Raw genomic sequence first — 14,739 nt, 5'->3', positions numbered from 1 at the left:
TCCACGGTTTCCTGTGAGCGAGCTGGACGGAACCGCATGTCTGGGTATGACCGTGTAGTGCAACCGGCGGCCGGTGACGAGGCCCTGGAGAACCACCTGGGTGGGGACGAGGCCAAGAACTACCGGCAGTACGAGCTCGACATGGTCGCCCCGCACGTGGGCAAATCCATGCTGGAGATCGGCTCTGGTCTCGGGCACTTCGCCGAGGCGTTCCTGCCCCGCCTGGACAGGCTGGTGGTCAGCGACTTCGACCCCTACTGCGTCGAGCAGCTCACCAAGCGCTTCGCGGGCCGCGACGACATCGACGTGCTGCAGTTCGGCCTGCCGACCGACATCCCGATCGGCGAGAAGGTCGACACCGTCGTGATGATGAACGTCCTGGAGCACATCGAGGAGGACGTCGAGGCCCTGCGCTCCCTGGCCAAGGTCACGCTGCCCGGCGGCCGGATCGTCATCTGGGTGCCCGGCTACATGCAGCTGTATGGAGACTTCGACCGCAAGGTCGGCCACGTCACCCGTTACACCCCCGCGACCCTGCGCAGCACGGTCTCCAAGGCGGGCCTGGACATCGACGTGCTCAAGCCGATCAACTTCCTCGGCGGCATCGCCTGGTGGGCCGCGGTCCGCCGCGGCGGCGTCGGCTACCCCGACCCCCGGCTGGTCAAGATCTACGACCGTACGGTGGTCCCGGCGACCCGGTTCATCGAGCGCTTCATCCGGCCGCCGTTCGGCCAGACCGTCTTCTGCGTGGCCCGCGTCCCGAAGAAGTAGGGGGAACGGCCGCGCCCAGGCCTGGGCACCGCCGTACGGCTCGCATCCGTCTTGGGAAAATTGCCAGGATTGATTAGGCATGATGAGAATGCGATGCCGTGTGGGGAGGTCACCCCTGCGATTCGTCAGGCGAGCATGAAAAGGGGACGGGCATGGCGACCGAGGGACGTCGAAGCACCGGTGGGTCCGCACCTGGTTCACGCCGGAACAGGTTGCTCGTCGAGCGCGCCAAGACCTACAAGGAGATGGGGCGTCTGGAGGAGGCGATCACGGACCTGACCGAGGCTCTCCTACTCGCCCCCGGCGACGACATCGCCTGGGCCGAGCGAGGCGAGGCGTGCCGCCTGGCCCACCGGTTCGACGAGGCCCTGTTCGACTTCGACAAGGCCATCGAGATCGACCCCGACTACGTGTACGCGATCGGCAGCCGGGGCCAGACCTACATGGCGCTCAACCGGTTCGACGAGGCGTACGCCGACTTCTGCCGCGCCCTCGAACTCGCCCCGAACACGACCTGGCTCCTCACCAGCAGGGCGCTCCTGTTCCGCAAGACGGGCCGCTACGACGACGCGGAGAGCGATCTGACGCGCGCCATCGCCCTCGACCCCGAGGACGCCGAGCTGCACGGCATCCGCGGCGACCTGTACTACGACGTCGACCGCTACGACGAGGCGCTGGCGGACTTCGCGCAGGCCCTGCGTCTTGAGCCGAACAGCGTCAGGGCGCTCGTCTCCCGCGGTGAGACGTACCGCATGATGGACCGGCTCGACGAGGCGCTGAGCGACCTGAACCACGCCCTGCAGCTCGATGCGGGCAACGACCGCGCCCTGGCGAGCCGCGGGGCGATCCTGCACGAGCTGGACCGGGACGAGGAGGCACTGGCCGACCTCACCAGGGCGGTCGAGATCGATCCCGAGTACACCTGGGCCTACGCCCGTAGGAGCGAGGTCCTGCGTTCCCTCGGCCGCTACGAGGAGTCGCTCACCGACATCAACCGGGCGATGGAGCTGGACGCGGGCACCGAGGGCTGACCCGGGAGAATCCGCCGCTCTCCCATCCCCGCCCCTGGCCGAGCCGGTACGGTCTCCGGCTCGCGTTTTCGTGTCCGGATGAACGACGTGCCCTAGCCGAGCCGGTACGGCCTCTGGCTCGTGCCTTCGTGTTCGGAATAAATGACTTGCCCCGCCCGATGCGGTCACCGTACGGTGACCGCATGTGGATTAACTCCTAGAAGCCGGCGTCGATCAGCCTCGACTGATCCGCCCGCTCTCAGCTCTCTGGCCCCGTTCGTCTGACGCGGCAGCTGAGTTTCCGGCACGGCACACGACCGCGTCGTCATGATCTTCAAGGAGTCCATATGCGAATTCGCGTTGCCCAAAAAGCCGTCCAGAAGCACGAAGGCGATGACGAGGCGACCAGCCCTCGTATCCCGCTGCCCCTTCCCGAGCGGAACCTGCCTCCCGCGGCGCCCCGGCGCGTGCCGATGCCGCCCATGCCGAAGAGGCCGACCCGGCAGCCGCGCCGGATTCCCGGCAAGGGCGGTCGCTGACGACGCCGGTAAGGCGGGCGCCGTGGTCTCCGGGTTCCGGAGGCCACGGCGCCCGCCGCGCCTCGCTGTCCTCGGCGCTGTCCTCGGCGTTCCTCGCGCCGCCGTCGCGGCGCCCTGGCCGCGTCGCTCAGGCCGGTTGCGCCGCCCGCCGGGTCAAAGGCGTTCGATGACGGTGACGTTGGCCTGGCCGCCGCCCTCGCACATCGTCTGCAGGCCGTACCTGCCGCCGGTGCGCTCCAGCTCGTGCAGGAGCTTGGTCATCAGGATGGCGCCGGTCCCGCCCAGCGGGTGGCCCAGGGCGATCGCGCCACCGTTGGGGTTGACCTTGGCCGGGTCGGCGCCGATCTCCCTGATCCACGCGAGCGGCACCGGGGCGAACGCCTCGTTGATCTCGGTGACGTCGATGTCGTCGATTGACAGGCCGGACTTCCGCAGCGCCTTCCTGGTCGCCGGAATGGGCGCGGTCAGCATGTAGACCGGGTCGTCGCCGACGAGCGTCAGGGTGACGATGCGGGCCCTGGGGGTCAGGCCGTGGTCGCGGACCGCCTGCTCGGAGGCGATCAGGAGGGCTCCGGAGCCGTCGGAGATCTGCGAGGAGGTCGCCGCGGTGATCCGGCCGCCGTCCCGCAGGGTTTTCAGCGACGCCATCTTCTCCAGCGTGGTGTCGGCCCGCGGGCCCTCGTCGTCCTCGACGCCGTTGAGCGGGGCGATCTGGTCCCTGAAGTAGCCGTTGGCCACGGCCTTCGCGGCGCGCTGGTGGCTCTCGTAGGCGAAGCGCTCCAGTTCGTCGCGGCTCAGCTCCCACTTCTCGCACATGAGCTCCGCTCCGCGGAACTGGGAGATCTCCTGCGTGCCGTACCGCTCGACCCACTTGTCGCCGAACGGGAAGGGCATGCCCTTCTCCAGCGCGGCGGTGATGGAGGAGCCCATCGGCACGATGCTCATGGACTCGACTCCGGCGGCGACCACGAGGTCCTGGGTGCCGGACAGCACGCCCTGGGCCGCGAAGTGGATCGACTGCTGGGAGGAGCCGCACTGCCGGTCGATGGTCACCCCGGCCACGCTCTCCGGCAGGCCCGCAGACAGCCAGGCGTTGCGCGCGATGTCCATGCTCTGCGGGCCGAACTGCATGACGCACCCCATGATCACGTCTTCGACCGCGGACGGGTCGACGCCCGTGCGGTCGACAAGCGCCTTGAGAGTGTGCGCGGCCAGGTCCGTGGGGTGGACGGTGGACAGACCACCCTTCTTCTTACCGACCGGGGTACGGACCGCCCCGACGATGTACGCCTCTGCCACAATGCCTCCCGCTCAGGAAACCGAGCATTGTTCGGTTACTCGCAGGTTACCGCAGAACACCCGCCCGGCGAGTGCCCCGAGCGGATGTTCCGGGCTGTTCGCGCACCTCGGACAGGTTCGGCCAGACGGCCCCGGAGCGCCTCAGGAGGGGTGGTTCAGCACGACGTAGCCGTCGCGCTCGTACACCTTGACGTAGCCCGCCCGCAGCGCCTCGTCGACCCGCTGCTGCTGCACCTCCGGGGCCCCGAAGGGGAAGGTCCACCGGGTCACGTCGGCCACGATCCACGGCGCCCCGTAGGCCTGTGGCCCCCACAGCAGCACCGTCGTCCGCGCGCTGAGCGCGGGGCCGACGTTGTTCGCCGCCTCGACCACCACCCCGTCGGGGACCTTGGCCACCGCCTCACGGGCCGCCGTGACGTACGGGTCGCCCTGGTAGAAGGACGACTCCAGCAGATTGCCGAGCGCGAACCTGGGGACGAGCGTGAGCCCGATGACGCAGACCGCGAACGCCCAGCGTCCGGTCAGTCCCCTTCCCGGGATCTTTCCGGGGAAGCGTTCGGGGAAGCGCGCGGAGAGCCGTCTGGTGAGCCGGTGGACGCCGTCGACGGCGGCGCAGACGAGGATGGCGACGATGAAGGCGTTGTACTGGTACTCCGGCCCCCACCACTGCGGTCTGTCAGCCAGGAACCGCTCGGCGACCAGCGGGATCGCGACCAGGACCAGCGGGGACAGCAGCGCCGTCAGCAGCATCGGCCACAGCAGGAAGGCCAGGGTGTCCACCTTGACCTCCGGGCTGACCATCTGCCACAGCGCGCCCAGCGGGTCACGGACGATGGACAGCCCGACCTCTCCGAGGGTCGCGCCGCGACTGCCGTACGCCCAGTGGAACCCCGCGCCCGCCGAGCCCGCCAGCGGCATCAGCACACCGCGGATGACCATGAGCGCGCCCAGCCCGAACAGGACGAACCCCACGCCTTCGAGGCGCCGTCTGATCAGGAACAGGTACACCCCGAACGCGGCGACCAGCAGGCCCATGTCCTCCTTGACCAGCAGGATGCCCAGGGCCGCAGGCACCGCGTAGCGCAGCCTGCCCGCGTCGGCCCGCTCGATCATGATCGCGCTGAGCAGCGGAACGAACGCCACCTCATGGAAGTCGAACCCGGCGGCCTGCGCGACCGGCCACGAGACCAGGTAGGCCACGGCGACCAGGTGAGCGGAGCCCGCGCCGAGACGGCGGCGCGTGTAGTGCCAGACGGGAACCGCGGCCAGCGCGAGCAGCACCCCCTGCGCGACGATCAGGGTCTCCGGGCCGTCGTGGATCCAGTACAGCGGGGCCAGGACGGCCAGGATCGGCGAGAAGTGGTCGGCGATCTGGAGGAAGTCCATCCCCTGGCCGTAGAACGCGCCGACCGAGGGCGCGGCCGGTGGCCCGAAGTGCGCGTACCCGCGCACGGCCTGGTCGAAGATGGCCAAGTCGAAGATGCTCGCCTTGAAGGTGGAGAGCTTGACGAGGCCGAGCACGGTGTAGGCCGTCGCGGCCAGCGCGACGAGTGCCCCCAGCGTCAGCCCGTGCCGCCGCAGGCGCAGGAACGCGGGAACGTCCAGGGACCTCGGGGTCCTCTTGATCGGCTCCTCGGGAGCCGTGGTCACGGCGCTCATGCTCTGCGGGTGCTGGTCATCGTCGCGTAGGCGATGACGTTGTCCGTGTAGTGACCGGTCACGTGGTTGTAGGTGCCACCGCACGTGATCAGATGGAGCTGGGGGTTGGGCGATTCGCCGTAAACGCGCTGCGTCGGGAACACCGTTTTCTCCGCCTGTTCGAGTCCGCCTACCGTGAAAACCGCGATGATGCCGTCCTGGCGGCGTACCTCGATCACGTCACCGTTCCGGATCTCGGCGAGGCGGCTGAAGACCGCGCTCCCCGACCGCGTGTCCTTGTGCCCCAGGATGATCGCCGGTCCGGCCTCGCCGGGCGTCGGCCCCGAGCGATACCAGCCGACCAGGTTCGGGTCGCCGACCGGCGGCACCTCGATCGCCCCCTGCTTGTCGAGCCCGACCGAGGTGATCGGCGCGTCGATGCCCAGCCGCTTGACGACCAGGCGCACCGGGGTCGAGGGCTGCATGGCAGGGGCGGGCGGAAGGTTCGGCAGGGGTGGCGGCTCAGTGGGGGCCGCGTGGAGGTAGGGGTCGGCGGGCGCGGTCGCGTTCGCCTGGGTGCGGGGCGGCAGCGTGGTGCGCTGCTCGGCCAGGCCGTACTGTTCCGGCGAGGCCACCATGAGCAGCAGGCCGACCAGCACCGTGACCACTCCGGCGGCCCCGGCGAGGATGAGCACGGAGCGCAGGATCCGGCCGCCGTCGGCCCGGCCGTCCCGCCACTCCTCGTACGGCTGCTCGTACTGCTGCTCATACTGCGGCCCGTACACCGGGTATCCCGGATGGCCCTGGTATCCGTACGGCTGCTGGACGGGCCCCTGGGCATACGGCTGCGCGGGGCCTGGAGGATGCGGCGGCCAGCCGTCCGGCGTCGGGGTGGTCATTCAGCCGCTCCGGTCAGCCCCTGGTCGCGGTGCGGCGCCGCAGCACCAGCCCGCCGGCCCCTGCGGCGGCGACCAGCGCCGTCCCTCCGAGAACGATCATCCGCGCGTCGGGGCCCGCCTCCCCGCCCCCGCCCGTCGAGGCTCCGCCCCCGGGGGTCTTGCCGATCTGCCCGGTCTTCCTGGGCTTCGACGTCGGCTTCGACGTCTTGGTGTGGGTGACGGTGACCGTCGGCTCGGGGGTGGTATAGGTGGGGGTGGGGGTCGCCGTCGGGGTTCCCGTGCTTCCCGTCGAGGTGCTCGTCGGCGTGCCGGTCCCCGTGGTCGCCCCCGACGGCTTGACCGTGATCATCAGCGCGGCGGCGGTCGCCTCCGCCTGGTTCGCGATCACGCAGTCGTACAGGGTGCTGGCGGACCCGACAGCGGTCCCCGGGTTGTGGATCAGGGTGAAGGCGTCCGGCTGGACGGCGATGACCCCGGTCGCGGTCGGGGTAACGGTGATCATCACGCTCGGGAGCGGCAGCGTACCGTTGGCGGCCACCGCTCCGGGGGTCGCCGAGGTCGTGACCGTCCTGGTCTCCGCGGAGGACGGCAGAGGTGACCCCGTGACCACCACGTCCGCCTCGATGCTCAGCCGGTCACCGGCCGCGATGGCCGAGGGGGCGACCAGGAAGGGCGACGCGCCGGGCTGTCCCAGCTTCCAGGTCACCACGATGACCGAGCCGGGGGTCGAGGTGAGGGGACCGGACAGGTCCATCTGCAGCTTGTAGGGATTGGTGACGGCCGTGCCCGTGGTCGGGGTGCACGTGTAGCTGACCGGCTTGGGAGCCGCCGTCAGGGAGGCGATCGCCGGGACCGCGCCGAGGAGAATGCCCGCGCCTACTATTCCAATGGCAGCCGTCTTAGCCGCGACGCGACGTCGCGTCTTGGACTTCAGCACAGTTTCTCCCCATTTCGGCACAGCTGACCGCTTTGGCGCGGTTGCCCACGATTCCAGGCTATGGTCACAGTCCGGCATAGATCCTATGAACACAAGCCGAGAGATGCACGGGTGTTGGCAAAACGGGCATAAATTCCCTCCCGCCCCATCATGGCCATCTTCGCCCGCCAACGCGCGCTGATTTCTCGGCGAATACCTGGTGAACGGCCGCCTAACCGGTCACTTTCACCGAGGCGGATCGTTATCCCCGCACCAACGGAATCGCCGCGGACGCGCGTCGGGTCGCGCACCGCTCATGAGACAGAAAAGGTCCGCGCCGGCCGCCGTACCGGCGCCGCGAAGAAACCTCGACCACGAGGTACCGCCACCGGACCTCACCAGGTGGCATCGCCATGGACAGCGGCTCTGAAATGGGAGGACGGTCAGCTGTCGGGTGGCGCTATGAGGAGATCACCGGTGACCCGGGGGGTGGCCACCGGCCGGTCGGTCACCGCGCGGTCATCTCGTCCGGGTGCTCCGGCGTGGATGATTCGTGCGACCCCTGCCCGCCTTTGGACCCGCGCAGCGAGTCGAGCCACTCGGCCGCCTGAGCGATCCGGTAGTACACCCGCGGCGGGACGTGCGGGAGCAGCCGGGAGTGCCGATCACCGAGCAGCGCGAACATCTGCGGCGGCGGAAGGCTGATGTAGCGCGTGAGGTCCTCATACCACCGGGCGCTGTAACGGGCCGCTCTCTGGGTGCGCCGGATCGCGGGTCGGCGTTTGCGCTCGTAGCAGGCGAGGGCGGGCTGGAGCCGCGCGTCCCCGTGCAGCGCGTCGACCAGGAAAGCGGCGTCCCCCAGCGCGAGGGCGGTGCCCGCGCCGATGGAGTAGTGCGTGGTGTGCGCGGCGTCCCCGAGCAGGACGAGGTTGTCGCGGTACCACGTCCGGTTGGTCAGGGTGTGGAAGTTCAGCCAGTGCGCGCTGCCGTCGGGGTGCGCCCGGCCGATCAGCGGGTGCCCGTCCAGCATTCGGACGAAGAGCTTCTCCAGAAGGGCCAGGCTGTCGGCCTCGTTCGCCTGGTCGAACCCGAGTCCCCTCCAGGTGTCCGGGGAGCACTCGATGACGCAGGTGCTGTGGTCCTCGCTGAACCCGTAGCCGTAACACCAGATCCAGCCGTGTTCGGTCTCCACGAAAGCGAAGGTGAAACCGTCGAAGACCTTGGTGGTGCCGAGCCAGATGTAGATGTTTCGCCCGACCTCGACCTTGGTGCCGAAGTGGTCGGCGTGGCGCTCGCGCAGCACACTGTTGACACCGTCACCGGCGACGACGAGGTCGGCACCGGCCACCTCCTCCTCTGCGGTGATCTCGCGCTCGAACTCGATGTTCACACCGAGGGAACAGGCCTGCTCGGCGAGGATGCCGAGCAACCGGCGCCGGCCGATGCCGAAGCCCCCCTCCCCGTCATGCACCGTCATCGTCGTGTGGTCACCGACGTGCACGACCCAGCTGTCCCAGGAGACCGAGCTCTCACTGATGACGCGCGCGGACTCGGCGTCGGCCCTGTACATACCGTTGAGCAGTTCGTCCCAGTAGGTCACGCCCCAGCCATACGTCGACCCGGCCGGGTTCCGCTCGTAGACGGTGATGTCATGGGACGGGTCCACCCGCTTCATCAGGATCGAGAAGTACAGGCTGGCAGGCCCCCCGCCAACACAGACAATCTTCACACTAACTCCCACCGCAACTCAATGTAACTGATTCGTAGCACAGAGTAGCAGATGAGGTGTATGGCGCCCGGCCCCCATCCTGTTGAGCCGCCGTCAATGAGACGGTAGATCCCCAGCTCAGAAAGGGTTTGGCAACGGCGCAACACTGGTCGACGGCACCCCGGCACGATGAGGAAGGACCCGGCGCGGCAAGGGCATGCGGCCCCAACACGGCAGAGGCGGAAAGGCGCCGTGGCTGAGCGGGAACGGCGAAGGCGCGAGGACACCGCCGCAGGGTCAGGCGGTCACGGTGGTGCGGCTCAACCGTCCTGGCCGAGCAGGGCCCGGACCGTCATCGTGGTGATGGGAAGCTCGAACTCGCCCTGCGCGGTCTCCGCGGTGGATCGCAGGTAGTCGACGACCCTGCCCAGCAATTCGTCACGCTCACTCTCCGGAAGGGTCAGCACGTGGGAGTGGGTGGCGATCGTCGCCGCCATCGACTCCGCGGTCCTGCGCTGGCCATGCGGGAACCGGGCCTGCTCGACCACCGGGAACCTCGGTCCTCGCAGCGTGACCAGGTCAGGGCGCCACCGGGTGAACGACACCGTACTGGCGGCCACCCGCTTCAGGCCCTTCACCCACGGCACCTGGTCATCGTCGAGATTCCACAGCCCCGCCAGCACCCCGCCCGGTGTCAGAACACGGGCCATCTCCGGCACGGCCCGGTCGAGGTCGAACCAGTGCATCGCCTGCCCGACCAGGATCGCGTCAACCGACCCGTCCGGCAGCGGGATCTCCTCCGCGCTGCCCTCCATCGCCGGAACACCGGGCAGCCGTCGGCGGAGCTGGGCGAGCATGGCCGAGTCGGGTTCGACCGCGACGACCTCGGTGACGTGCCGTAGCAGCACCTCGGTCAGCTTCCCGGTTCCCGCCCCCAGGTCGAGGACACGCGACGGCACGCGGTCCGCGACGGGTTCGAGCGCCCACAGCACCGCGGCGTCGGGGTAGTCGGGCCGCTCCCGCGCGTAGGCCGCCGCCTGCCCGCCGAACGACGACGCCCTCCGCGCGAGGGTTTCAGGACTGAGGCTGTCGAAGGCGGATGACCCACTCATGGACTCACGATAGCCGCGTACGTCCTCACGAACTCGCGACAGCCCACGGGCTCACACCGGCTCGCGGGGTTCCGGGGGTGCAGGGGCCAGGGCGCCGCGGGAAGGGTCAGGAGCCCGCGAGAAGGCGGTCGCGGGTGGCGCGCGCGACGCCGGGATCGTCGGCGAACACCCCGTCGACGCCGAGCCCGTAGAGACGTTCCAGCCAGCCCGTCACGTCCCCCGCGGCGCGCGGGTAGTCCGGGTCGGCAGGATCTCCCCGCCGGTACTCGGCCGGAAGGTGCGCGTTCTCGTCACGGATGGTCGCGACGTGGACCTGCAGCCCCCTGCGGTGGGCGTCCTGGACGAGCGAGGTCGGCGCTCCCAGCCTCCCCTCCCGGTCTGTCGGCACGATCCGCGAGGTGACCACGCCGACGCCGTCGGCGTAGCGCGCGACCCACTCCAGCCCCTCGGGGGTGACGAGATCGCCGAACGTGCGCCGGTCACCGGCCTTCACCAGGTCGTACGGCGCGCCGGACGCGCCGATGAGCTGGATGAGCCGCACCCGTGTGGCGGAACGCAGCTCCCTGAGGTTCCCGGTCTCGAAGGACTGGACGAACACCGGGGCGCAGGCGTGGTCCCAGCCGTGCCGCCTGAGGCTCTCCGCCAGCGGGCCTTCGAGCGGCAGCCCGATCGAGGCGAAGTAGCTCGGATGCTTGGTCTCGGCGTACACGCCGACGCCGTTCCGCTGCGCGAGCTCGACGACCTCGTCCAGCGTCGGGATCCGCGCCCGCCCGTCGTAGGCCGTGTTCCCCGGGCGCAGCGCGGTGAAGCGCTCTCTGGCCCAGAGGGTGCGCAGCTCGTCGAGGGTGAAATCCTCGGTGAACCAGCCGGTCCGCCGTACCCCGTCGACGATCCTGGTCGTCCTGCGGTCGGCGAACTCGGGATGATCCTTGACGTCGGTGGTCAGTGAGAGCTCGTTCTCGTGCCTGGCGACCAGCACGTGGTCCTTGGTCGGCACCAGGTCGGGCTCGATGTAGTCGGCCCCCATCCGGATGGCGGCCTCGTAGGCCAGAAGCGTGTGCTCGGGACGGACGGCGCTGGCGCCGCGATGCGCGATGACGATCGGCTCCCGGTCACCGCACACCCTCCCGGCCACCGCCCTCGCGGCAGGCGGCACAACGGCCGTCCCCAGGGCGGGCGCTTCAACAGCCCTCCCCGCCGCCGGAGATCCTGAAAGGACTACAGGCCCGGCTCCCACCAGCACGGCCAGCACCCCGACCGACACCATGCCCACCATCCCCGGCACACCCCGCTCTCCGATCTCACGGGGGGAGCACCGACATCACCCCACTACCCAGCATGATCGACAGTTAACAAACCGTCACCTTCCGGAGAACGGGCGTCCGTCCCACCACGGCGGAGGCCTGCGGCCTCAAAACCGCCCAAAGAACTCATCCTGACGGATGAGAAGGCGGCGGCGTGTGGAGCTCCGGTGGCATCGAAGGTCCCGCTGCGAGGAGGAGGAAACGGGCAGACCGAATACCTAACTTCAAGACATGGTGGACGGAGAGCTCGAACGCGCGCTGGTCACGCGACCCGGCAGGGGGCGCAGGCTACTACGCACGCTGCTGCGGATCGCCGCCCTGAGCACGATCCTGCTCGTGCTGGCCGCGGGCGTCGGAGCCGCCTACGAGACGAACGCCGCGCGGGCGGACGCGAAGCTCCACCGGGCACCGGGGCGGCTGGTCGACGTGGGCGGCCACCGCCTGCACATCCACTGCACGGGGAGCGGCTCCCCCACCGTCGTGCTCGAAGCGGGGCTGGCGGAGTCGAGCGCGAGCTGGGAGGTGATCCAGCGGCGGGCCTCCGCACACCACCGGGTGTGCTCCTACGACCGGGCGGGATACGCCTGGAGCGAGGAGGGCCCCTCGCCGCGTACAGCGGAGCGCACCGCGCAGGAGCTGCACGCGTTGCTGGTCGCCTCCGGGGAGGCGGGGCCGTACGTCCTCGTCGCGCACTCGTTCGGCGGCAACACCGCGCGCCTCTTCGCCGACCACTGGCGCGACCTGACCGCCGGGCTGGTGCTGATCGACGTCACCGACGAGACGGCCGTCACCGCGCTGCAGATCTCCCGGCCGCTGCTGGCCGTACAGCTCACCGTCAACCAGCTTGTCGCCCGGACGGGCCTGCTCAGGCTGCGAGGCGACGCCCTCGTGCCGCCGGAGGCGACGGCGGCGGCCCGCGCCGCCGCGACCGTCGTCTACGGCTCGGGGAGCATGGCCGCGGCCCGCGCCGAGGCCTGGGCCTCGGTGGACAGCGCCGCCCAGGTCAGCGCGACGGCCCGTCCCGGAGCGTGGGGCGACCTGCCGGTCGTGGTGATCTGCGCGGCGGGCCAGCCGGAGTCCGACACCGAACACGCCAGACGCATCGCCGCGCTGTCGAGCCGGGGCCGCCCGGTGGTCGCGACCACGACGGAGCACTACGTGCAGAACGCCCAGCCCGACCTCGTCCTCGACGAGATCGGCAAGGTCGCCGCCGCCGGCAGGCGAAGATGACGGCGCGGACCGTGATAGCTGGGTCACCTCCGCTCGTCGGCCCGGGGTAAGGGACCCGCGTCCTTGTCAGGACGGTGGGCGGGCATGCCACCTGGTCGGGTGTGTCAGTCGTCGGGCAGGCCGACCTCGTGGCGCAGCACGCTGTAGAGCACCGCGTCGCGCCACCGCCCGTTCCTGAAGCCGTAGCCGCGCAGTATGCCTTCCCGGGTGAAACCCGCCTTCTCCAACGCGCGCTGCTCGGCGAGGTTGGTGACCTCGGTGACCGCCTCGACCCTGGCCACCTGTGTGTGGGCGAACAGGTAGCTCGCCAGCAAGCGCTGGGCCTGGGTGCCGAAGCCCTGCCCCCGAGCCTCGGAGAACAGCGCGATCCCCACGTTCCAGCAGTAGGAGGAGTGCGAGGTCAGGACCTTGCGCCAGGCGACGAAGCCCAGCCGATCGGCGCCGCGGACCACCATGAGCCGACCGCTCTCGGCGTCGAGGAAGCCGTTCTCCTCCCACATACGACGCCATCTGCCGGGATCCGACCAGCCGTACCAGTTGAACGGCCCCATCCCTGCGGGCTCCGTCAAGAACCGTTCGAGCACCTGTAAGTCATCCTCGGCCATCGGCCGCAGCGACACCTCGTCATCGCTCATGGCCGACAACGCTACGGATCAATCCGCCGGACCGTCCAGATGGCCGAAGATCTCACGCGCGGAACCGAGGCTCGCCCGCAGCGCTCGCTCCAACTGGTCCGCCTCACCGGTGAGCCGCCCTATCTGCGGATCCGGCTGAATTCAGCCCGGTTCTATCGAATTCACCAATCACTCGGACACCGGGATGGTCTCAACGCCCAGGATCACGGCTGGCGTCGTCCGGGGATCCAGTTGCCGTGGAAGCCCGCCGGGACGCGTACAGGGAGGTGAATCTCGGCGATCGGGGCAGCGGCGAGGTCGGCGGCGTCCAGGATGGCCAGGTAGCCGGTTCCCCGTGCGCGGTCGTGGGCGAAGGTCAGCAGGTAGCCGTCGTCCTCGTGGCGGCCGGAGGCTCTGGGGACGAAGACGGCCTCCCCGCAGGTGTGACCGGCCGGGAGGCGGTGGACGTCGCGCGTGCCACCCCGCTCGAGGTCGTACTTGTAGATCTCGGTGCGTTCCGGCTCGGCCTCCAGGGAGAAGGCGACCGTGTAGCCGTAGCGGTTGGGCAGCCCGATTCTGTCGTCGGCCACCCGTGGATACTCGCTGGGCGCGTCGTCCAGGCGGCTCTCGGCGACGGCGCCCGAGGCGAGGTCGAGGGTCCAGCGGTACAGCGAGGGCAGCCCGCCGCCGTGGTCGTCCGTCCCCTGACGCCAGAGCGTCTCGACGCGGGTGCCGGTCACGGTGATCGAGTCGCCGGTCTCGAAGGCGTTCATGGTGTGCCACACGTAACAGGGCTCGACGTCGAACCATCGCACGGGCGCCTCGCCGTCGGCCCTGGGCAGGACCCCGAACCGGGCGCGGTGCCCGTCGTCCCACCTCCACGGCGGCCCGCCCTCGGCGGCCTGCCGTACGTCGAACACGACGGGCAGGTCCATGAAGATCACGTAGTGTTCGGTGACCGCGAAGTCGTGCATCATCGTCGCCCTGGGCACGTCGACGACCTGCGTCTGGAGCACCTCGCCGTCCGGGGACGCCCGGTAGTAGGTGAGGTAGGGGGGTCTGAGGCGGTAGCCGAAGAACAGCAGCTCCCCGGTGAGGGGGCAGGTCTTCGGGTGCGCGGTCATCGGCGTCCGCAACGCCCCGTCGAAGGTGAAGGCCCCGACTGTGGCCAGCTCCGGGGTCACCTCGTACGGAAATCCGCCCTCCTCAAGGGCGAACAGCCGGCCCGCGTGGGCGACCAGATGGGTGTTCGCGGTGGTGACCCGGTAGTCGATCCGTGAGGTGACCGGGTCGAAGGCCAGGGCGAACCGGGACTCGCCCGGGTGCTCGTAAAGCGGGGTACGCACGTACCGGTTGCGGTACCAGGCAGCCCGGCCGTCCCCAAGCGCGACGGTGTGGATCATCCCGTCACCCGCGAAGGAGTGCGGCGACCACCCCGTGCGCGGATTCGGGCCGTTGCGGAAGAACTGCCCCGACAGTTCCTCGGGAATGGAGCCGATCACCTCGCTCGGCTCCAGCGTCACCTCCTCGGCGATCGGCGCGTTGTTGCCCGCCAGGTGCAGCGGCACATCGCCGACTGTTCCCTGGGTCATGGTGCCTCCCGTGATGACGTCCGGCCTCCTGTGGCGGGGCCGGTGACGCCGCCAAGAGTGCCTCGGCAATCACCGAAGAAACAGTCTTGTTCTTGCCTCCCCCGTCA

13 protein-coding genes are annotated in these 14,739 nt (G+C 69.8%); 4 read left to right on the top strand and 9 right to left on the bottom strand.

The genetic code is table 11. The features are described from left to right. The first annotated feature begins 36 nt into the window (after window positions 1-36). From AB0395_RS19675 to AB0395_RS19665, 3 genes are all read left to right on the top strand, one after another. A complete protein-coding gene (locus AB0395_RS19675) occupies window positions 37-771 on the top strand; it encodes a methyltransferase (protein WP_366282404.1) in 735 nt (244 codons plus the stop codon). A gap of 152 nt (window positions 772-923) precedes the next feature. Continuing rightward, window positions 924-1,802 (top strand): tetratricopeptide repeat protein, encoded by an 879-nt coding sequence (locus tag AB0395_RS19670; RefSeq protein ID WP_366282401.1) that lies wholly within the window; start codon window positions 924-926, stop codon window positions 1,800-1,802. A gap of 326 nt (window positions 1,803-2,128) precedes the next feature. Beyond that, window positions 2,129-2,320: a hypothetical protein gene (locus AB0395_RS19665; RefSeq protein WP_366282399.1), complete on the top strand. Its 192-nt coding sequence runs from the start codon at window positions 2,129-2,131 to the stop codon at window positions 2,318-2,320. A gap of 153 nt (window positions 2,321-2,473) precedes the next feature. On the opposite strand, the gene AB0395_RS19660 is transcribed toward AB0395_RS19665, so the two are convergent. The 7 genes from AB0395_RS19660 to AB0395_RS19630 all read right to left on the bottom strand — a co-directional run bounded on the left by AB0395_RS19660 (window position 2,474) and on the right by AB0395_RS19630 (window position 11,048). Beyond that, window positions 2,474-3,619, bottom strand: coding sequence for an acetyl-CoA C-acetyltransferase (locus AB0395_RS19660; RefSeq protein WP_366282397.1), 1,146 nt, complete (start codon window positions 3,617-3,619; stop codon window positions 2,474-2,476). A 141-nt stretch (window positions 3,620-3,760) separates the two neighbouring features. Continuing rightward, window positions 3,761-5,269, bottom strand: a complete 1,509-nt coding sequence (locus tag AB0395_RS19655) for a DUF2079 domain-containing protein (protein ID WP_366282396.1) — start codon at window positions 5,267-5,269, stop codon at window positions 3,761-3,763. A 5-nt stretch (window positions 5,270-5,274) separates the two neighbouring features. Then, the gene (locus tag AB0395_RS19650) at window positions 5,275-6,156 is read right to left on the bottom strand and encodes a class F sortase (RefSeq protein WP_366282394.1); all 882 of its coding nucleotides are present in this window, start codon (window positions 6,154-6,156) and stop codon (window positions 5,275-5,277) included. Between the two features lie 13 nt (window positions 6,157-6,169). Beyond that, entirely contained in the window at window positions 6,170-7,093 is a 924-nt protein-coding gene (locus tag AB0395_RS19645) for a hypothetical protein (RefSeq protein WP_366282393.1), read from the bottom strand. 487 nt (window positions 7,094-7,580) lie between these two features. Beyond that, window positions 7,581-8,801 (bottom strand): FAD-dependent monooxygenase, encoded by a 1,221-nt coding sequence (locus tag AB0395_RS19640; protein ID WP_366282392.1) that lies wholly within the window; start codon window positions 8,799-8,801, stop codon window positions 7,581-7,583. Window positions 8,802-9,100: 299 nt separating this feature from the next. After that, window positions 9,101-9,892 (bottom strand): class I SAM-dependent methyltransferase, encoded by a 792-nt coding sequence (locus AB0395_RS19635; protein WP_366282391.1) that lies wholly within the window; start codon window positions 9,890-9,892, stop codon window positions 9,101-9,103. Window positions 9,893-9,998: 106 nt separating this feature from the next. Further along, window positions 9,999-11,048, bottom strand: a complete 1,050-nt coding sequence (locus AB0395_RS19630) for a glycerophosphodiester phosphodiesterase (RefSeq protein ID WP_366282388.1) — start codon at window positions 11,046-11,048, stop codon at window positions 9,999-10,001. A gap of 379 nt (window positions 11,049-11,427) precedes the next feature. Here AB0395_RS19630 and AB0395_RS19625 point away from each other — a divergent pair, with 379 nt between their 5' ends. After that, on the top strand, window positions 11,428-12,426 hold the full coding sequence (locus AB0395_RS19625; RefSeq protein WP_366282387.1) for an alpha/beta hydrolase: 999 nt from the start codon (window positions 11,428-11,430) through the stop codon (window positions 12,424-12,426). 104 nt (window positions 12,427-12,530) lie between these two features. On the opposite strand, the gene AB0395_RS19620 is transcribed toward AB0395_RS19625, so the two are convergent. After that, window positions 12,531-13,061 (bottom strand): GNAT family protein, encoded by a 531-nt coding sequence (locus tag AB0395_RS19620; protein WP_366282385.1) that lies wholly within the window; start codon window positions 13,059-13,061, stop codon window positions 12,531-12,533. Window positions 13,062-13,264: 203 nt separating this feature from the next. Further along, on the bottom strand, window positions 13,265-14,632 hold the full coding sequence (locus AB0395_RS19615; protein ID WP_366282383.1) for a carotenoid oxygenase family protein: 1,368 nt from the start codon (window positions 14,630-14,632) through the stop codon (window positions 13,265-13,267). Window positions 14,633-14,739: the final 107 nt, after the last annotated feature.

This window comes from Streptosporangium sp. NPDC051023 (assembly GCF_040689595.1).
Classification (GTDB): Bacteria; Actinomycetota; Actinomycetes; order Streptosporangiales; family Streptosporangiaceae; genus Streptosporangium.
This window is presented reverse-complemented; position numbering and strand designations above follow the sequence as displayed.